Annotated in this window: 19 protein-coding genes; 8 read left to right on the top strand and 11 right to left on the bottom strand. The window is 58.9% G+C overall.

Annotated elements, in window-relative coordinates:
- Positions 1-8 precede the first annotated feature (8 nt).
- From GQF03_RS01385 to gloA, 3 genes are read left to right on the top strand one after another with little or no spacing between them, the layout of a single operon-like run.
- Positions 9-833, top strand: a complete 825-nt coding sequence (locus tag GQF03_RS01385) for an LpxI family protein (RefSeq protein ID WP_161337395.1) — start codon at positions 9-11, stop codon at positions 831-833.
- Entirely contained in the window at positions 833-2,002 is a 1,170-nt protein-coding gene (gene lpxB / locus GQF03_RS01380; protein WP_161337394.1) for a lipid-A-disaccharide synthase, read from the top strand. Before GQF03_RS01385 ends, lpxB begins: the two co-directional genes overlap by 1 nt.
- Positions 1,999-2,409, top strand: coding sequence for a lactoylglutathione lyase (gene gloA / locus GQF03_RS01375; RefSeq protein WP_161337393.1), 411 nt, complete (start codon positions 1,999-2,001; stop codon positions 2,407-2,409). Before lpxB ends, gloA begins: the two co-directional genes overlap by 4 nt.
- Positions 2,410-2,413: 4 nt before the next feature.
- On the opposite strand, the gene GQF03_RS01370 is transcribed toward gloA, so the two are convergent.
- From GQF03_RS01370 to gltX, 3 genes are all read right to left on the bottom strand, one after another.
- Positions 2,414-2,617 (bottom strand): hypothetical protein, encoded by a 204-nt coding sequence (locus GQF03_RS01370; RefSeq protein ID WP_161337392.1) that lies wholly within the window; start codon positions 2,615-2,617, stop codon positions 2,414-2,416.
- Between the two features lie 5 nt (positions 2,618-2,622).
- Positions 2,623-3,930 carry a citrate synthase gene (gene gltA, locus GQF03_RS01365; RefSeq protein WP_161337391.1) on the bottom strand — a complete coding sequence of 436 codons (1,308 nt, stop codon included), beginning with the start codon at positions 3,928-3,930 and terminating at the stop codon, positions 2,623-2,625.
- Between the two features lie 125 nt (positions 3,931-4,055).
- Positions 4,056-5,465: a glutamate--tRNA ligase gene (gene gltX, locus GQF03_RS01360; protein ID WP_161337390.1), complete on the bottom strand. Its 1,410-nt coding sequence runs from the start codon at positions 5,463-5,465 to the stop codon at positions 4,056-4,058.
- A gap of 114 nt (positions 5,466-5,579) precedes the next feature.
- Between gltX and GQF03_RS01355 the strand changes: the two genes are divergently transcribed.
- On the top strand, positions 5,580-7,676 hold the full coding sequence (locus GQF03_RS01355; protein ID WP_161337389.1) for a ComEC/Rec2 family competence protein: 2,097 nt from the start codon (positions 5,580-5,582) through the stop codon (positions 7,674-7,676).
- A gap of 12 nt (positions 7,677-7,688) precedes the next feature.
- Here GQF03_RS01355 and lexA read toward each other — a convergent pair whose 3' ends face one another.
- From lexA to GQF03_RS01325, 6 genes are all read right to left on the bottom strand, one after another.
- Positions 7,689-8,414, bottom strand: coding sequence for a transcriptional repressor LexA (lexA, locus tag GQF03_RS01350; protein ID WP_161337388.1), 726 nt, complete (start codon positions 8,412-8,414; stop codon positions 7,689-7,691).
- 108 nt (positions 8,415-8,522) lie between these two features.
- Positions 8,523-9,737 (bottom strand): molybdopterin molybdotransferase MoeA, encoded by a 1,215-nt coding sequence (locus GQF03_RS01345; RefSeq protein ID WP_161337387.1) that lies wholly within the window; start codon positions 9,735-9,737, stop codon positions 8,523-8,525.
- Complete coding sequence (gene moaC / locus GQF03_RS01340; RefSeq protein WP_161337386.1) at positions 9,737-10,210, bottom strand: cyclic pyranopterin monophosphate synthase MoaC; 474 nt, start codon at positions 10,208-10,210, stop codon at positions 9,737-9,739. The genes GQF03_RS01345 and moaC overlap by 1 nt, the downstream gene beginning before the upstream one ends.
- A gap of 11 nt (positions 10,211-10,221) precedes the next feature.
- Positions 10,222-11,013, bottom strand: coding sequence for an indole-3-glycerol phosphate synthase TrpC (gene trpC, locus GQF03_RS01335; RefSeq protein WP_161337385.1), 792 nt, complete (start codon positions 11,011-11,013; stop codon positions 10,222-10,224).
- Positions 11,010-12,050 carry an anthranilate phosphoribosyltransferase gene (gene trpD, locus GQF03_RS01330; protein ID WP_161337384.1) on the bottom strand — a complete coding sequence of 347 codons (1,041 nt, stop codon included), beginning with the start codon at positions 12,048-12,050 and terminating at the stop codon, positions 11,010-11,012. Before trpD ends, trpC begins: the two co-directional genes overlap by 4 nt.
- A complete protein-coding gene (locus tag GQF03_RS01325; RefSeq protein ID WP_161337383.1) occupies positions 12,047-12,640 on the bottom strand; it encodes an anthranilate synthase component II in 594 nt (197 codons plus the stop codon). The genes trpD and GQF03_RS01325 overlap by 4 nt, the downstream gene beginning before the upstream one ends.
- Before the next feature lie 222 nt (positions 12,641-12,862).
- Between GQF03_RS01325 and GQF03_RS01320 the strand changes: the two genes are divergently transcribed.
- Positions 12,863-13,960 carry a divergent polysaccharide deacetylase family protein gene (locus tag GQF03_RS01320; protein WP_161337382.1) on the top strand — a complete coding sequence of 366 codons (1,098 nt, stop codon included), beginning with the start codon at positions 12,863-12,865 and terminating at the stop codon, positions 13,958-13,960.
- 2 nt (positions 13,961-13,962) lie between these two features.
- Here the strand turns inward: GQF03_RS01320 and trpE are convergent, their stop codons facing one another.
- Positions 13,963-15,480, bottom strand: coding sequence for an anthranilate synthase component I (trpE, locus tag GQF03_RS01315; RefSeq protein WP_161337381.1), 1,518 nt, complete (start codon positions 15,478-15,480; stop codon positions 13,963-13,965).
- Between the two features lie 4 nt (positions 15,481-15,484).
- A complete protein-coding gene (locus GQF03_RS01310; RefSeq protein ID WP_161337380.1) occupies positions 15,485-17,359 on the bottom strand; it encodes a SurA N-terminal domain-containing protein in 1,875 nt (624 codons plus the stop codon).
- A gap of 220 nt (positions 17,360-17,579) precedes the next feature.
- On the opposite strand from GQF03_RS01310, the gene tpiA reads away from it, so the two are divergent.
- The 3 genes from tpiA (at position 17,580) to secG (ending at position 19,515) form a co-directional block, all read left to right on the top strand.
- Entirely contained in the window at positions 17,580-18,338 is a 759-nt protein-coding gene (gene tpiA, locus GQF03_RS01305) for a triose-phosphate isomerase (protein ID WP_161337379.1), read from the top strand.
- A gap of 30 nt (positions 18,339-18,368) precedes the next feature.
- On the top strand, positions 18,369-19,055 hold the full coding sequence (locus GQF03_RS01300) for a phosphatase PAP2 family protein (protein WP_161337378.1): 687 nt from the start codon (positions 18,369-18,371) through the stop codon (positions 19,053-19,055).
- 127 nt (positions 19,056-19,182) lie between these two features.
- Entirely contained in the window at positions 19,183-19,515 is a 333-nt protein-coding gene (gene secG / locus GQF03_RS01295) for a preprotein translocase subunit SecG (protein WP_161337377.1), read from the top strand.
- Positions 19,516-19,572 lie beyond the last annotated feature (57 nt).

The raw sequence follows: 19,572 nt of genomic DNA, 5'->3' as shown, positions 1-19,572 counted from the left end.
GAAAGGTGATGCGAGTAGGTATTATCGCCGGGAGCGGCAGCCTTCCGCTTGCCCTGGCCTCGACGTTGACGGCACGGGGGCAAACGCCCTTTGTGCTACTCGTCGAGAATGAGGCTGATCCGGCCGATTTCAAGGAATTTCCTCACGAGGTTATCCGCATCACCAAGGTCGGGCGGTTTCTCAAGACCCTGGCGCGCGAGAACTGCACCCATATTACCCTGGCGGGCCCGGTGAAGCGCCCGGATCTTAAAAACCTGGTGCCGGATATGGAGGGCATGAAACTGCTTGGCCGGATCACCGGCGCGGCGCGCAAGGGCGATGACGGGCTGATGCGGGCCATCACTGGATATCTGAAGGAAAAGGGATTTACGGTGACGGGGGCGCATGAACTCGCCGGCGATCTGGTCGTGCCGCCCGGTCAATTGGGCAAGGTGACCCCGACGGAACGCGACAAAACGGACGTTAATGAAGGCATCCGTATCGTAAAGGCGGTCGGTGCGCTTGATATCGGGCAGGGCGCGATCATCCGCGATGGCTATGTCCTCGCCGTCGAGGCGGCGGAGGGAACCGACGGGCTTCTTAAACGGTCCGCCGATTTCGCCTGGGACGTTCGGGCAGGCGTTTTCGTGAAACTCTCCAAGCCGGGTCAGGAACTCAAGGCCGATATGCCGACCATTGGACCCGATACGGTGACGCTGGCCGCCGCCGCAAATTTGCGGGGCATTGCGGTTGAGGCGGGACATACCCTGATCCTTGATCTCAAGGAGGCTATTCGGCGCGCCGATGCGGCGGGAATTTTCATCATCGGGATTGATCCCGCCAGTCCGTTATAATGGAAGATCATCAAAACTACCGGGTGTTCATTCTGGCGGGCGAACCCTCGGGGGACGCGCTGGCGGCGCGGCTGATGCAGGGATTGACGGAGAAAGCGCCGGGTATCGCGTTTTTTGGCGTCGGCGGCCCCCTGATGACAGCGGAGGGACTTACCAGCCTCTTCCCGATGGAGGAACTCAGCGTGATGGGACTTTTCGAGGTTCTGCCGCGGCTGCCGTCGCTCCTGAAACGGATAGAACAAACAGCCTCTGAAGCGCGGCGGCTTTCGCCGGATATTTTCATCACCGTGGATGCGCCGGACTTCAGCTTTCGCGTTGCCCGGAAGCTCAAGGATGCGGCCTTCCCGAAAGTCCATTATGTGGCGCCGTCGGTCTGGGCCTGGCGGCCGGGGCGCGCCAGGAAGATTGCAGCGCTGTACGATCATCTCCTGACCCTGCTGCCGTTCGAGCCACCCTATTTCGAGGAAGTCGGCCTGCCCGCCTCGTTCGTCGGGCATTCGGTCATCGAGACAGGGGCCGACAAGGGCAACGGCCCTGCCTTTCGTGCACGGTATAACATCGGCGCAGAGGAAAATCTCCTTATGCTGCTGCCCGGTAGCCGCCGCGGGGAGGTAACCCGGCTTCTGCCCGTATTCGCGGAGACAGTTGCCCGGCTGCGGGCGGATATCGGCGATTTCCAGTTGGCAGTGCCGGTCATTGGCCGCGCCGGAGAGATTGTCCGTGATGAAGTCGCCAAATGGGATATTACCGCCCATATCGTTGACGGAGAGGCGGAGAAATATGATGCGATGGCGGCATCAAATGTCGCGCTCGCCGCATCCGGCACCGTCGCGCTGGAACTTGCACTGGCGCGCTTGCCGACGGTCATTGCCTACCGGATGAACGCGATCACCAGCTTCATCGCCCGCCGTGTCGTAAGGCTTGAGTATGTCAACCTGGTGAACATCCTGCTTGACCGGGAAGCCGTGCCCGAATTTGTCCTTGAAAAATGTACGGCGCCGAATTTGACAGGCGCGCTTGCCGACCTTTTCCGCTCAGAGGAAAAGCGGGCGCAGCAGATTGTATCCTACGGCGAGGCCATGTTACTGTTGGGCGAGGGCGCCGCCGCCCCCGGGGCGCGGGCGGCAGATATCATCTTGACATTGATTGCGAGGAATAAACGAACATGAGCGGCGAAACCAACAGCAATTTCAGATTGCTGCATACCATGATCCGGGTGAAGGATCTCGACAAATCCCTGAATTTCTATTGCGATATTCTGGGCATGAAACTCCTGCGCAAGACCGATTTCCCGGGTGGAAAATTCACGCTTGCCTTCGTCGGTTACGGTGATGAGAAGGATTCAACGGTGATCGAGCTTACCCATAACTGGGATCAGGAGGAACCCTATGATATTGGCAACGGTTTCGGGCATCTCGCGCTCGGGGTTCAGGATATCTACGGGGTTTGCGACAAGCTGGCGGCCCAGGGGGTCAATATTCCGCGCCCGCCGGGACCCATGAAACACGGCACCTCCGTGATCGCCTTCATCGAGGATCCGGACGGCTATAAAGTCGAGTTGATCGAGAGAAAATAGTGCGTCAGGTACTGCCGAAATACCAGGCGGCGGCGAAAAACGCGATCATCAGCAGTGGCAGCAGCACCATCGACAGCTTTTTGATGCGATAGAAGAGGGGCGCCCGGTTGTCATTGGCGGCCTTCAGATAGAGCCGCCTCGAAGCTCTGGCGCCTTCGGCGGGTACCGAAGGTGCCAGTCTCTTGTCCTTATGAGGCGCCCCGTTCATGCCCGTTACCGTTTGCTGATGTCGACAAACGGGCGTTCCGTATAGCCCGTATAGAGCTGACGCGGACGCCCGATTTTCTGTGACGGATCTTCCATCATCTCGTTCCACTGGGCAACCCAGCCGACCGTACGGGCAAGCGCGAACAGCACGGTGAACATGCTGGTCGGGAAGCCGAGCGCCTGAAGAATGATGCCGGAGTAGAAATCGACATTCGGGAACAGCTTCTTCTCAATGAAATATTCGTCATTGAGTGCAATTTTCTCAAGCTCCATGGCCAGTTTGAGCATGGGCTCGTCCTTAATCCCGAGCTCGTCCAGAACCTCGTAGCAGGTCTGCTGCATGACCTTGGCGCGCGGGTCGTAATTCTTGTAGACCCGGTGGCCGAAGCCCATGAGGCGGAACGGATCGTTCTTGTCTTTCGCCTTGGCGATGAATTCCTGTACACGGTCAACGGAACCGATCTGATTCAGCATGTTGAGTACCGCTTCGTTCGCGCCGCCATGCGCCGGACCCCAGAGGCAGGCGATGCCCGCCGCGATGCAGGCGAAGGGATTGGCGCCGGAGGAGCCGGCAAGCCGCACCGTCGAGGTGGAGGCATTCTGCTCATGATCCGCGTGCAGGATAAAGATCCGGTCCATGGCGCGGGCGATGACGGGGGAAAGCTTGTAACGCTCCGCCGGGACGCTGAAGGTCATATGCAGGAAGTTTTCCGCATAGGAAAGCTCGTTGCTCGGATAGATGAACGGCTGACCCACCGAATATTTATACGCCATTGCCGCAATCGTCGGCATCTTGGCGATAAGGCGGTAACTCGCGATCATGCGCTGCGTCGGGTCGGTAATGTCCGTGCTGTCATGATAGAAGGCGGAGAGAGCGCCGACGACGCCGACCATGACGGCCATCGGATGTGCATCCCGCCGGAATCCGCGATAGAACTGCGTCAGCTGCTCATGGAGCATGGTGTGGTAGGTAATATCGTGGGTGAACTTGTCTTTCTGCGCCTGGTTGGGCAGTTCGCCCTTCAGCAGCAGGTAACAGACTTCCATGAAGTCGCTCTTTTCCGCGAGCTCCTCAATCTTGTAGCCGCGGTGCATCAGAATTCCTTTGTCACCGTCAATATAGGTAATCGCGGAATCGCAAGACGCGGTAGAGGTGAAGCCTGGATCATAGGTGAAATGACCGGTATCGGCATAGAGCTTTCGAACGTCGATGACAGACGGGCCAACTGTGCCGGCAATCAGCGGCAGACTAAGCGTATTGTCATCATTCCCTTCAGACAGGGTGACGTTGCCAGTAACGGTAGAGCTACTCATTCATCCACTTCCTTTTCGTTTTGCAGGCGGTCTTGCGCCCGTTCATAGTCAAAAATTCCGGGTGGAATTTTTTTCTTCTTATTTCTGAAGACGTCGCCGTTTAGAGGCTCGCTCCGTCGATGCGGTTATTTTCTGTTCGAGACCGCATCGCGAATACGTCCGATTGACTGTTCCCGACCAAGGACTTCAAGAACGTCAAAAATTCCGGGCGATACCGTGGTTCCAGTCAGCGCCGCCCGTAACGGCTGCGCGATCTTCCCCAGCTTGAGGCCAGCGACCTCCGCCGTTGCCCGAACGGCTTCTTCAACTGTATCCTTGTCCCAGATTTCGAGCGTCTCCAACCGGTCCGCCAGCTGCTTCAAAACTGCGCTCGCCTCTTCGGTTATCAGGCTTTCGGCTTTCTCATCAAGCGCAAGCGGACGCTCGGCGATCAGGAACAGGGAACTATCCGCGAGAGAGTTTACAGATTTTGCGCGTTCTTTCAAGCCGTTCATGGCTTTTTCTATTAGTTTCAGGCGATTAGGATCAATTTCCTGCCCTGTTTTCTGGGCGAGAATCGGCGCAACCAGAGCTGTCAGATAGGCGTCATCGGCATTGCGGATATAGATGCCGTTCAGGTTCTCAAGCTTAGCGAAATCAAACCGCGCGGCCGATTTTCCAATATTTTCAATGTTGAACCAGTCGATTGCCTGTTCCGTGGAAATGACTTCATCGTCCCCATGGGACCAGCCGAGACGCAAAAGATAGTTGCGCAGCGCTTCGGGGAGATACCCCATATCGCGGTAGGCCTCAACGCCGAGCGCCCCATGACGTTTCGAGAGCTTTGCCCCATCCGGGCCATGAATCAGCGGTATATGCGCGCGCCGCGGCACCGGCCAGCCAATCGCCTCGATCAACTGCTGCTGGCGTGCCGCATTCGTCAGATGGTCGTCGCCGCGGATGATGTCCGTAATGCCCATATCATAGTCATCGACAACCACCGAGAGCATATAGGTGGGGGTGCCGTCGGCACGCAGAAGGATCATATCGTCGAGCTGTTCATTGGCGAAGGTAACATCGCCCTGGACGAGGTCATTGACGATGGTGACGCCCTCGTTCGGCGACTTGAACCGGACGACGGGATCGACGCCGGCCGGGACTTCCGATGGATCGCGGTCCCGCCAGCGACCGTCATAGACGGGGGGACGTCCTTCGGCGCGGGCGGTTTCCCGCATCTCGGCCAGCTCCTCGCGCGATGCATAGCAATAATAGGCCTTGCCCTCCGCCAGCAACTGGCGAGCGACTTCCGCATGACGCTCCCGCCGGGAGAACTGGAACACCGGCTCCTCATCCCAATCCAGGCCGAGCCATTTCAGTCCCTCGAAAATTGCCTCGATGGCGGCATCGGTCGATCTTTCCCGGTCCGTATCTTCGATACGAAGGAGAAATTTGCCCTTGTTGTGACGCGCATACAGCCAATTGAAAAGCGCGGTCCGGGCGCCGCCTATATGCAGGAATCCGGTGGGTGAGGGAGCGAAACGTGTTACGACAGTCATTAGAATTTACTTACATTCCGTTCGGTTATAAATTCGGTCGGATGATCATTTAAAATGAAGGCTTTTGTACCCTTTGTCTTGGCTTAGGGCAAGCACGCCGTTGGAAAGCGCCTTATGATCCGCCTGGACCGGATGAACCGGAGAAAATTACTGGATCAGTTTCGTTTGGACCGGACACGCTGGTTTCTCTGGTTTCCCGCCCTGATTGGTTTTGGCATCGCCCTCTATTTCACGCTCCCCGTCGAACCGTCTCCGCTCTGGATGATCCTGCCGGTTCTGCCCGCCGCGATTTTTTTCATCATGCGGAACCGGGGAGGCGGTCCCGCATTCGTCGTTCTCGCCATATTGCTGCTTGTCTCCCTCGGGTTTAGTGCCTGTCTGCTCCGGACCTTTATCGTCGAGGCACCCGTGCTGCAGAAAAAGACGGTGACGGAACTTCGCGGAAGCGTTCTTGAAAAATCGACGGGCTATAAGTCGGCCCGCTTCCTGCTCGGGGAGCTGCAGTTCGAGCGCGGAGATCGGCTGCCGCCGCTTGAGCATATCCGCCTCACCTCACGAAGCAATTTCGAAGAGGTTCATCCCGGGCAGATTGTCCGCGTGAAGGCAGTCCTTCTGCCCCCGCCGGATCCCGCCTATCCCGGCGCCTATGATTTTCAGCGCCAGTCTTTCTATCAGTCGATCGGCGCCGTCGGTTACAGTATCAGCCCGTTCACGGTTATCGGTGAAAACCCGGGCCTTGCCGCGCATTTGATGAGCCTGTCTGCGGAAATCCGCGCCCGTATCGCCGACTTCGTGCTTAGCCATGCGCCGCCCGAAAATGCGGGGTTCATCATTGCCATCATGACCGGGGACAAGTCGGCAATCCCGGAAGACCAGCTCGACGATATGCGCGATTCCGGCCTCGCGCATTTGCTGGCGATCTCCGGGCTGCATATGGGAATGATCGGCGGACTCATCTTTTTTGCCGTGCGTCTGATGCTCGTCCTGTCGCCCTATATCGCCCTATATTATCCAGTCAAAAAAATCGCGGCGGTGATCGCTCTGACGGGGCTGGCGGGCTACCTGTTTGTGAGCGGGATGAGCGTCTCAGCCGTTCGCGCCTTTATCATGATCGCGGCGCTGTTCGTGGCCATCTGCTTCGATCGGACGGCGATTTCCCTGCGGATGGTGGCTTTTGCCGCCGTGATCATCCTCCTGCTGTTTCCCGAAAGCCTTATCAGCGCAAGTTTTCAGATGTCCTTCGCGGCCGTTTTTGCCCTGATTTCCCTGTATGAACAGATCGGGCCGAAGCTTTCGAAATTCGCGAGAAGCGGCGGTTTTATTAGGCGCGCGCTCGCCTATGTCATCGGGATCGCGCTTACGACCCTGGTGGCGGGGCTCGCGACGGCGCCCTTCGCGCTTTATCATTTCGGCCAGGTGGCGGCCTACAGCCTGATCGCCAATCTTCTCGCCGTGCCGATCATGGGTCTTCGGGTAATGCCGGGGGTCATCCTGTCCTTCATCTGCTATCCCTTCGGCCTTTCCTTTCCCCTGATCATCGTCGGCAGCGGGATCGATCTTATTCTCTGGTCGGCCCAGGCGACGGCATCCTGGCCGGCTGCCGTGCAATATCTTGGCAGTTTCCCGGTTGTGCAGCTTATCGCTATCACCCTCATCGGGTTGTGGTTTATTATCTGGCGCCAGCCGGTGCGCTGGGCCGCCCTGCCGGTACTGGCGGTTCTGCTCCTGAGCTTCGCGCTGACGCGCAGTCCGGATATCCTCATATCGTCAAGCGGAAATCTTTACGCCATAAACACGGGGGCAGGGCAGGTCTATTTCTCCTCCGATCGTGCGGAACGGTTTGAGGCCGAACGCTGGCGGCTTGTCATGGGAGAGCGTGTGGCGCGGCAACCTCCCGACGGATTTCTCTGTGATCCCTATGGCTGCGTCCTGCGAACGGCAGGGGATATCATCGCCTTTCCCGAAACCATGGGCGGGGTGGAGACGGATTGCGATCGCGCCGATATTATCGTGAGCCGTATTCCGGCACCGGAGAATTGCCGCAAGGCGCACTTGGTGATCGACAAATTCGACCTTTGGCGGGAGGGGGCGCATAGTCTCTATCTCGACAGGGCGGGATCGATAACGGTGGAGACAGCGAATGGTCTCAGGGGTGACCGTCCATGGGTCCCGATCCGTTATCGGACAAGGCCGGAAACTACGCGAAAATAGCCGGACCGGGCCCTAATATTTCCGGAAAAGCGCAACAAGATGACCCTGCACCTTGACGCGGTCCGGGCCGAAAATACGCGTTTCAAAATCGGGGTTTGCCGCTTCCAGCGCGATGGAGCCGCCCTTGCGCCGCAGGCGTTTCAGTGTCACCTCGTGATCATCGATCAGCGCGACGACGATCCGGCCGTTCTCGGCCGTTTCACTCTCGCGGATGATCACGGTATCGCCATCATGGATACCGGCGTCGATCATCGAATCACCCGCAACCTCGAGGCAGTAATGCCGGCCCAGCCCGACCATCCCGGCCGGTATATCAACGAAGCTGCTGGGATCGCTGAGGGCTTCGATCGCCGTACCGGCGGCGATGCGCCCATAGAGCGGCAGGCTGAGAAGGCTGTCATCGTCCGCCTCAACCACTTCTTTGGACGGCAGGTCGTCACGCGCTCCCTTGCGGGAGAAATTCACCTCAACCAGATTTTCGGTATCCGCCGTGGTTTCTTCGGCCTCGATCCGCCGTTTGAGATCATCCGGCAGCTTCAATACCTCGAGCGCCCGTGCACGATGCGGCAGGCGGCGGATAAATCCCCGTTCCGTCAGCCCCGTAATCAGTCGATGAATTCCGGACTTTGATTTTAAATCAAGCGCTTCCTTCATCTCATCAAAGGAAGGGGAGACGCCACGCGTCTCCAGGCACTCATGGATATAGAGAAGAAGCTGGTGCTGTTTTTTTGTCAGCATGCGGGAACCACCGTAAAGAACAAATCAAAAACATTCACAAATGTTCTACAAAAGTTCTCACCACCCGTCAAGGGGAAATCTCCGGGTATCAGGAACTACCGTTCCCGGTTAAACGGCGGGGTAGGGCTGGTGAAGCGGGATAATCTCTATTTCCGCGCCCTTTGACAGGGCTTTCGCAAAGGGCGCGCGGACGACAAGGCAGTCGGCGGCGGACAGCGGGGAGAGCATGGAGCTGTCCTGCTTCGGAAAAAGCGTGACAACGGGAAGACCCTTTTCCTCCCCGTCGATGGTGGCGCGCATATAATCCTCGCGCTGGTCATTCTGTTTCAGATCATGGGCAAGCAGTGCCTTTTGACGCGGCGGAAGCCGGGGCGGGAGACCGCGAAGCGCATCGAGCGCGGGGATCAAGAAAAGATAGCTGCAAATCATGCTGGAAACCGGGTTGCCGGGCATGCCGAGCATGGGGATCCCGGCGAAGTTGCCAAACATCAGTGGCTTGCCGGGACGCATGGCGATCCGCCAGAAATCGACGCTAAGCCCTTCTTTCGCAAGCACCGGCTGGATCAGGTCGTGATCCCCGACAGAGGCGCCGCCGAGGGTAATCAGCATATCGGCCGAGCCCGCGTCCCGCACCTTTTCGCGGAGGGATGCGGCGGTATCCCTGGCGATGCCGAGATCGAGGGGCACCCCGCCCGCCGCGTCGACAAGCGCGGCGACCAGCAGACTGTTGGAAGAGATGATCTGGTTCTCGCCAACCGGCTCGCCGGGACGGACAAGCTCGTCGCCCGTGGAGAGCAGTGCAACCCTCGGCTTGCGGCGGACCGTGACCCATGGAACATTCATCGCGGCAAGCAGGCCGATATCGCGCGGGGTCACGATCCTCGGTGCCCTGAGGCCGATATCGCCATCGCGAAAATCGAGCCCGGCGGCGCGGACATAGGTGCCTTTCGCCGCGCCTTCCTTGACGGTGACAGTACCGCCATCAAATTCCGTATCTTCCTGAATGATGATGGTGTCGGCGCCAGGGGGAAGCGGAGCGCCGGTGAATATCCTGACCGCCTCTCCGGCCTTGAGCTCGCCATCGAAGCTGCCACCCGCCGCACTCTCGCCGATAATCCGAAGTTTGGCGGGAACGTTCGCGACATCGGCCGCGCGGACGGCGAAGCCATCCATCGCCGACATTGCCGCAGGGGGCTGGGTCCGGCGGGAGCGGACATCTTCGGCGAGCACGCGGCCCGCGGCGTCGCTGATGGAAATCACCTCGGTGCCGACCGCGCGGATTTCTTTCAGGATCTTTTCACGGGCTTCATCTACCGAGATCATTATGCTTTATAAGTTCCTGATTTTCCGCCGCTTTTTTCAAGCAGCCTGGTGTCCGCGATGACCATTGAACGATCGACGGCCTTGCACATGTCATAGATGGTAAGCGCGGCGATGGAGGCGGCGGTAAGCGCCTCCATCTCGACGCCGGTGCGGCCCTTGAGTTTGCAGGATGCGCGGACTTCGATGGCATTGTCCGCCTCATGGATAAGGAAATCGACGGTAACATTGCTAAGCGCCAGCGGATGGCAAAGCGGGATCAGATCGGCCGTCTTCTTGGCGGCCATGATTCCGGCAATCCGGGCGACACCGGGGACATCGCCCTTCTTCGCGTCGCCTTGTTGGATGAGTTTCAGGGTCTCCGGCGCCATGCGGACGGTCGCGGCGGCAGTTGCCTGCCGTTCCGTCACGTCCTTGTCCCCCACATCGACCATGTGGGCGGCGCCCTTTTTATCGAAATGGGTGAGGCGGCTCATCTATATGTTCCTTATGTCCGTGTGAGAAGCGCGCGCACCGCGGCGGCGACGTCGTCCTGACGCATCAGGGATTCGCCGACGAGAAAGCAGCCGCAGCCCGCCTTTTCCATCCGCGCGAGGTCGGCCGGGGTATAAAGCCCACTCTCGCTCACGGCGAGGCAACCTTCGGGGAGCGCGCCGGCGAGCGCCTCCGTCGTCGCGATATCCACTTCTAGCGTTTTGAGGTTGCGGTTATTGATGCCGATCAGCGGGCTTTTAAGGGTCACCGCCCGATCAAGTTCCTCCCGGTTGTGCACCTCGACCAGTACATCCATGCCCCAGTCATGGGCGCAGGTTTCAAGCTCCTGCGCCTGATTGTCCTCAAGCGCTGCCATGATAAGGAGAATGCAATCGGCACCGAGCGCCCGGGCCTCGATCACCTGATAGGGATCAAGCATGAAATCCTTGCGAAGAACGGGAAGCGAGACGGCGTTTCGCGCCGCCACCAGATAATCGTCGGACCCCTGGAAATAGGGAATGTCCGTAAGCACGGAGAGGCAGGTTGCGCCGCCTTCCTCATAGGCGCGGGCGAGGGACGGCGGGTCGAAATCGGCGCGGATCAGGCCCTTCGAGGGGGAGGCCTTCTTGATTTCGGCAATTAGGCCGTATTCGCCCCTGTCGCGACGGGCCTTCAGGGCGCGGATGAAGCCGCGCGGGGCCTCCGCGGCACGGGCCGCTGCCTCGATATCCGAAAGGCGGACACGGTCCTTGCAATGGCGGACATGCTCGCGCTTGTCATGGCAGATTTTTGCGAGGATGCTCATCCTTCCTGAACCTTTTCATTGGAAATGCGCTTGAGAGTCTCGAACGCCGTGAGCGCAGCGCCGTCGTCAATGGATTGCGCCGCGAGCTTGATCCCTTCCTCGACGGTCGCGCATTTGCCGCCGATCATGATGGCGGCGCCGGCGTTCAGCAAGGTGACATCGCGATAGGGGCCGGACGCCCCCTGGAGGAGGGCCATCAATGCCTCGGCATTTTCCTCCGGCGTTCCGCCTTTGAGCGCCGCAAGCTCGGCTTTTGCAAGGCCATACTGTTCCGGTGTGATTTCGAATTCCCGGATCTCGCCGTTTTTCATCTCGACCACCTGGGAGGGTCCCGTCGTGGAGAGTTCATCGAGCCCGTCCGCCCCATGCATGACCCAGATGTGGGTCGAGCCGAGCTCGCGCAGGGTTTCTGCCATTGGCCGCATCCAGCTCGGGTCGTAAACGCCAATGAGCTGGCGCTTTACGGCCGCCGGGTTGGACATGACACCGAGCAGGTTGAAGATGGTGCGTATCCCGAGTTCCACCCGTGTCGGGCCGACATGGCGCATGGCCCCATGATGGCGATAGGCGACCATGAAGCCGATTCCGGCCTCGTGAACCGCGCGCTGGGTGAGTGAAAAGTCGCATTCGGTGTTGATGCCGAGAACCGCCTGCACATCCGCCGTGCCCGAGCGGGAGGAGGCGGCCTTGTTGCCGTGCTTGGCGACGGGCACGCCGGCGCCGGCGGTGACGAAGGCGGCAGCGGTGGAAATATTGAGCGTCCCATGGCCATCGCCGCCGGTGCCGACCACATCGACGGCATTATCCGGCGCGGTGATATAGGTTGCTTTTTCGCGAAGTACGGAGACGCCGCCGATCAATTCATCGACGGTTTCGCCGCGCAAATGCAGTCCCATCAGGAAGGCGCCCATCTGCGACGGGGTGGCGTCCCCCGATAAAATGGTATTGAAGGCGGTTTTTGCGTCCGTCACGCTTAAAGTCTGGCCTGCCGCAATTTTCGCGATCAGCGCCTTGAAATCCGGCTGACTATTGCTCATGCCGCGGCCCTGGTATCCGGGCGGGTTAGGTTCAGGAAATTCCGAAGAAGATCATGGCCATGCTCGGAGGCGATGCTTTCGGGATGGAACTGCACGCCGTGAAGCGGCAGGCTCTTGTGGCTGAGCCCCATGATTACCCCGTCATCTGTCGTCGCGGTAACCTCGAGCGTATTGGGCACGGTTGCCGGATCAATGGTCAGAGAATGATAGCGCGTCGCGACGAACCGATTCGGAAGGCCCTTGAAGAGGCCGGTGCCGTTATGAATGATTTCCGACGTCTTGCCATGCATGAGCTGATCGGCGCGCACGACCTTGCCGCCAAATACCTGGCCGATGGTCTGGTGACCGAGGCAGACGCCGAGCAGCGGCGTTCCCGTGACGCTCGCCCGTTTTACGGTTTCAAGGCAGATTCCCGCCCGATCCGGATCGCAAGGGCCCGGCGAAAGAACGATCCCGGCGGGATTTTCCTCAAACAGGGCGTCGACCGTCACGACATTGTTGCGATAGACCTTGACCTCCGCCCCCAGTTCACCGAGAAAATGAACGAGGTTATAGGTAAAGCTATCGTAGTTATCAATTAACGTAATCATTTCAATATTATATCATGCTTTGTTAAAGTCATGCCGGGACTGCTTGGACTAAATCTCCCGACTCCCCGGTTCCGACAAGCAGTTTGGCTTTTTTCGCGTCAAAATCAAGAGCGCAATTTTCGCCCATTTGCCATTTTTATGCCTTGTTTACCATATTGAAATAGATTTACATACATAACGATGAGTAATTTACGCGTTGAGTAGAAGACGAGGGGCCTGTTTATGACATCCCGGCATAAGGGGAAAACCAAGGCGACGAGCGTATCGCGGGTTGACCGGGTGACGGCGTCGCCGGTCAGGATCGCCGTTCTTTGCGTGGCTGTCTTGATGATCAGCGTCAGTGGCGGCATTCTCATCGGCAAGATTTTCGATCCGTTCGAGCGCAAGAAAGAAGTCCAGTCGGTGCATGCGCTGGCGGTCCCGGCCGCCGAGGTTGCGTCGGCCCCCTCAGCCACGACTTTTGTCCCCGAGAGTCCCTTTGCCTATAACGATTATCCGGCACCGGAAGAGCCGCGCCTGACCCCGGAAGCGGAAATCGCGGCGCGTGAGCATATGACGCGCGAACCGGCCACTGCCGAATTACCGGCCAATGCCGAATTGCCGGCCTGGAAACGCTATGCGGCGCTCGCGCCCGATATCAGCGGCAAGCCGATGATCGCGATCGTCATCGACGACGTCGGGCTGAGCACCCAGCGTATTGAGGATCTAAATGAATTGCCGGCGCTCCTGACGCTCGCGTTTCTTCCCTATGCGCCATCCCTGCAGGGAAAGGTGGAGATGGCGCGCCGTAACGGCAATGAGGTGATGCTGCATCTGCCGATGGAACCGACGGACGAGGATACCGATCCGGGCCCCGACGCGCTCCTGACCGAGCTGGACGATGCGGAAATTCTGGAACGGACGATCCGTAACCTCGATAGCTTCGAAGGTTACGTCGGGGTGAACAACCATATGGGCAGCCGGTTTACCGCTGACAGCCGGGCGATGGCCATTGTCATGGACGAAATGTCGAAACGCGGGTTGCTGTTCCTCGATTCCAAGACGACGTCCGCCTCTGTCGGCTATCGGTTCGCGGTAGAACGGGGCATGCCGTCCGTAAAGCGGGATTTCTTCATCGACCATGTGATCGACGAGGCGGCGATCCTCAAACAGCTCGCGAAGGTCGAGGCAATGGCTCTGAGAACCGGCGTCGTGATCGCGATCGGCCATCCGCATCACGAGACGATCGGCGCGCTCCGCAAATGGCTGCCGGAGGCAAAGAAGAAGGGTTTTCTTTTCGTGCCGGTGAGCGCGGTGACGGCACTCACCTTCAAGGGATAATTCTAGCGGTTGCGTCCCGTATCGGATGCGTAGCGCACAGCTTCCTGCGCGGCCCGGACCAGGGCCTTCGCCTTGTTGACGGTTTCCTGATATTCCGCTTCCGGATCGCTGTCCGCAACGACACCGCCGCCCGCCTGGATATAGATTTTCTTGTTCTTCACGACCGCCGTGCGAAGCGCGATGCAGGTATCCATCGACCCGTTGGCCGAAAAATAACCGACCGCGCCGCCGTAAACACCGCGGCGGCTCTTCTCGAGTTCGTCAATGATCTCCATCGCCCGCACTTTCGGCGCGCCGGAGACGGTGCCCGCCGGAAAACCGGCCTTCAGCGCATCGATGGCCGTCAGATCGTCCGCGATGTCGCCCTCCACGTTGGAGACGATATGCATGACATGTGAATAATTCTCGATCGCCATTTTCTCGGTCACGGTCACCGTGCCGATCTTGGCGACGCGGCCCACGTCATTGCGCCCGAGATCGAGCAGCATCAAATGCTCCGCCAGTTCCTTGGGATCGGAGAGAAGATCTTCCGCCAGCGCCGTATCCTCCGCCGCGGTGGCGCCGCGCGGGCGGGTTCCGGCGATGGGACGGATGGTGACTTTTCCGCCGCGAAGCCGGACCAGAATTTCCGGGCTGGAGCCGACAATCGAGAACTCCCCGAAATTGAGATAGAACATGAAGGGGGAGGGATTGGTCCGCCGAAGTGCGCGGTAAAGCGCGAGCGAGGGGAGCTCGAAGGGTAGCTCGAACCGCTGGGACGGGACTACCTGGAAGATATCGCCGGCGCGGATATATTCCTTCGCCTTCTCCACCATCGCATGATATTCGGCTCTCGTCGTGTTGGACGTCGGCTCCGGCAGGTCGAGTTTTCCGGCATCGAGAGACGCCGTATGCGGCAGGCTCCGCTCGAAATCATGGACCGCATCGGCGATCCGCTCCGCCGCATGGTTATAGGCGTCCTGCGCCGAACGGCCGTCGCCGGTCCAGATCGGCGTCACGATGGTGACCAGATCGAGAATGGAATCGAAGATCGCCATAACGGTCGGACGGATGAACATCCCTTCCGGCACCTTCAGATCGTCCGGATTGCCGTCCGGAATTTTTTCCATCAGCCGCACCGTGTCGTAGGACATATAGCCGACCAGCCCGGCCGCCATCGGCGGCAGGTTCGGCGGCAGATCGATATGGCTCTCGTCGATCAGCGCCTGCAGGCTCTCGAGAACCGGCGCGTCGCAGGCGATAAAGGCGTCCGGGTCGAACCGCGCCATGCGGTTGATCCGCGCTTCATTGCCGTCGCATCGCCAGATCAGGTCCGGCTTCAGCCCGATAATGGAATAACGGCCGCGCACGGCGCCGCCTTCCACGGATTCGAGCAGGAAAGAGTTCGGCTGTCCCTCCGCGAGCTTCATCATCGCGGAAACAGGTGTTTCAAGATCGGCTACCAGCGTCGTCCAGAGAATCTGGGACTGCCCGGCATCATGCTTTTCCTTGAATTCGGCGAAACTGGGCTGAATGGACATGATGTTAGAAATATTCCCGGATCAGCTCTTCCTTGATGGAGATACCAATATCCTTTTGAAGATAGTTTTCATATTCCGCCACAATGCCGGTGCGGACGCTGCCGGTTATCCGGTTGGCGATTTCCGTGTAAGTTTCCGTGTCCGCGGCGGCGTCTGCGGGAACAATCTCGGCGATGCCGTAAACAAGCGTGCCGTTGTTGTTTTTATTGATGTTGACGCCATAGGCACCCGGCTCCAGGTCAAACAGACCTTCCAGCGCGATGGGAGAAAGGTCGCTGGCGACATCATTCCGAAGGGCAGGGGTGGAGGTCTGGACCGGAACACCCAGTTCCGCCGCGATCTTCTCGAGCGTCTCGCCGCCGTTCAGCCTGACAAGCAGGGCATCGGCCTTCTTTTTGGTTTCCTCATGGCGCCAGTTGTCCTGCCAGTCCTTCGTGACCTGATCCCGCACTTCCGAGAGCGGCCGGACGGCGGCGGGCTCGATTTCATCGACGGCAATGGCATAATAGCCACCGCCCGCCGTTTCGCTGACTTCCGCGTCATCGCCGGTGCTGCGCGCGAAAGCCTCGCTCAAGAATCCGGTGGCATCGGGAAGGCTGCTGACGGCGGTCCCTGATTTATCCTTGCCCTCGGCGTCGATCCAGTCGGTGGAAAGGACGGTCAGGCCGAGGCTCTGGCCGGCTTCGGCAAGCTTGGCACCGCCCGCGAATTCATCCTCCAGCTTCGTCGCCTGAGCATACAGAAGCTCCTGCGCACGATTGAGCAGGATATCCTTCCGAAGCTGGTCCTTGACGTCTTCGAAATTGCTGGCCGCGCCGGGCTGAATATCGGAGATCGTTGCGACATGCCAACCAAGTATCGTCTTTACTGGTTCCGTGACGCCGCCTTTTTCAAGCGCGAATATCGGGCCCTGCAGTTCGGGGAGGAGGTCGGCGGGCGAAAGAAGCCCGAGATCGATATCCGTTTTCGTCAGTTGCAGATCGGACATGGCGACATCGGCAAAATCTGCGCCCTCGGCGATTTTTTTGCGCGCCGCGGCCGCTTTTTCCTCGGTCTCGAAAATCATCTGCTGGACCGCGCGTTTCTCGGGCGTGTCGAATTCGCTCTTGCGGGCGTCATACTCGGCCTTGAGGTCCTCCTCGGCGATGTCCACCGCCGATGCGACGCTTTCCGGCGTCAGCAGGATATAGCTGATCTTGCGGTATTCGGGCGCGGAGTAATTCTCTGGCTTCTCCCCGATCAGGGCTTCCAGTTCTTCATCGGTCGGTGCGGGAGCGAAGCCGATGCTGCTGTCGAGGATATCGATATATTTCGCAGATCTTTTCTCGGCGGCATAGGCGTAAATGGTGTCGGTCAGCGGCTTCGGCGCGCCGGTGAGGCCCAGCGGGAGCGTTCCGAACAGCTGATCGCCCGTGATGTCATTACGCACGATATTGATATATTCGCCTTCACTGTATCCATTGCGCGCAAGAAACTGTTCGAACAGGAAACGGTCGAATTGCCCGGACTGATTCAGGAAGGCCGGCTGGCTCTGGATCACCGTGCGCACTGCATCGTCATTGGCACTGAGGCCAAGCGAGCGGGTCTTTTCGTCCACAAGGGCGCGTGAGGCAATATTGTTGATGGTCATCTGGGCGAGGCCGAACTGCCGCGCCTGGTCCTGCGTCAGCTGGGTATTCAGGCGCGATGACAGGATATTGAGGTTGCGCTGGTAATCGCGCTGGAACTCACCCAGGGAGACTGTCGTATCGCCCACTTCGATCACATTGTTGCCAACCGAACTCGTCAGCATGTCGCTGCCGATGCCCCAGATGCCGAAACTCGCAACCAGAAGAAGCAACAAACCTTTTGCGAGCCATCCGCTGGCTCCTTTTCGCATCGCGTGAAGCATGATTATCGTCTACCAAAAACCTGTTAGTGTTTAATGCCGCTGTATCGCCGCCGGATCACCCGGCGCAAGCGCGCCAGATTATAGGTGCCATGCGGGGCGGGGCAACATGGAAATTTGCAAAGCGGTATCTTTCTAATCCAAAAAATGGCATATGAACCTGAAATTGCAATATATCTTCTGTTTTTTGTAAAAGCTTCGGGGAAAATTGATGTCAAAGCAAAGACGACCGCTGATTGCCGGAAACTGGAAAATGAACGGCCTGTCGCAACCGGCGGCAACTGAACTTGGGGAACTTGTGCGGCTGTCGAATGAGCATGCCGGGCCGAACTGCGATATCCTGATCTGCCCGCCGGCGACGCTGCTGCGGGAAATGGCGACGATTGCCAAGGGCAGCGCCGTCAGCCTCGGCGGTCAGGACTGTCACGCAAAGGAAAGCGGCGCGCATACTGGCGACATATCGGCGGAAATGCTGAAAGACGCAGGCGGGGACTATTGCATTGTCGGTCATTCCGAACGGCGCGCTGATCATGGCGAGTCGAGTGCTGTCGTCAAGGCAAAAGCGGAAGCCGCGCTACGCGCGGGCCTTGTCGCAATTGTCTGCGTTGGCGAGACGCTGGCGGAGCGCGACGCGGATAAAACGCTTGATTTAATCAGCAGCCAGGTCAGAAATTCTCTTCCCGAAGGCGCAACGGCGACGACCACCGTGATCGCCTATGAGCCTGTCTGGGCGATCGGAACAGGAAAAACACCGACACCGGACGATGTCGCTGTGGTTCACGCCCATATTCGCAAGGAACTGGGCTCCCTGATCAATGATTCGGACAAGATGCGCCTCCTGTACGGGGGATCGGTCAAGGGCAGCAACGCGGCCGAGCTCATGGCGGTGGCGAATGTTGACGGCGCGCTCGTCGGTGGTGCTAGCCTCAAGGCGGCGGATTTCTGGCCAATCGTTGAGACCTGTATCTGAGTTTCGATCCATCAAGCCGGAGAGTGAGGGATGACGTTTTTCACCCGTATTGCAGCCGTTGCATCAATTCTCGTGATTGCAATATTCGCGGGGGTGGTGGCCGATGACTCGGGCGGCGAAAAGTATTTCCCGGATGGCGCGGTCGATGCGGAAGCGCTGATCCCGCCGCCACCGCCGCTCGGATCCCCGGCCTTCAATGAAGCCATGACCGTTGTCCTCTGGATGCAGCGAATCCGGACACCGGAAGACATCGTCTTTGTCGAAAAATCCCTCAATTTTGATCGTTTCATTCCGATTCTCGGAAATGATCTGGATGCTTTCGACCGGGAGGCTCTGGAGGAAATACTGGATGACGCCATTGACGAGGTCAGGGAGGAATATGACGCGATCAAGGAACGGTATGATTACCCGCGTCCCTTCCAGGTCAATGACGCGGTCAAGCCCGTGGGCGATGCGCGGACTGTCGCCTCCTATCCGAGTGGGCATTCCATTCGCGCGACGGTCTATGCAAGACTGCTGGCCGATTTATTTCCCGCGCATGCATCGGAGCTGACGGAATTCGGCAAGCAGATCGGCTATGGACGCGTCACGGGTGGCCTGCATTATCCGCAGGACGTCCTTTCCGGGCAGATTCTTGGCAACGCCTTCGCCGATGTCATCTTGCAGCAGCCGGCCTTTGAGGAAGCGGTTCAGCAGATTCGCAGCGCTAAGGATTAGGGCTCCTCATTCCCGCGTTAAAATAGCGGCACTAGTGTCTAGCATTCTCATTGACTTTGGTGTAGAAGCCCACCAACTGTTGATAAAATGGGCGGATGACGCCGCCCGGTAATCAGGATTGAAGAGAATGGAAACTGTCCTTCTGGTCATTCATATTATGATTGCGGTCTTTCTGATCGGGGTTGTTCTGCTCCAGCGCTCCGAGGGTGGGGCGCTCGGCATTGGCGGGGGCGGCGGCGCGATGACAAGTCGTGGCGCGGCCAATTTGCTGACGCGGACGACGGCCGGCCTTGCGACGGCGTTCATGCTGACGAGCATTCTGCTAGCGATTGTCAGTGGCACGCATTCCGAACCGACATCCATTCTGGATACGCCCGCAACGACGACGGATAGCCCGGAACAGACCGTGCCGGCTGTCCCCGCAAAACCGGCGGAGCCCTCGGCTCCCCTGTCGGAATAATCGGACTTTTCACAAAATATTCCAGAGGCGGCGAAATTGCCGCCTCTTTTACTTCCC

It is taken from the genome of Sneathiella chungangensis (assembly GCF_009882935.1).
Taxonomy (GTDB): domain Bacteria; phylum Pseudomonadota; class Alphaproteobacteria; order Sneathiellales; family Sneathiellaceae; genus Sneathiella; species Sneathiella chungangensis.
Note: the sequence above shows the minus strand (reverse complement) of the source record. Positions and strands in the feature narration are given on the sequence as shown.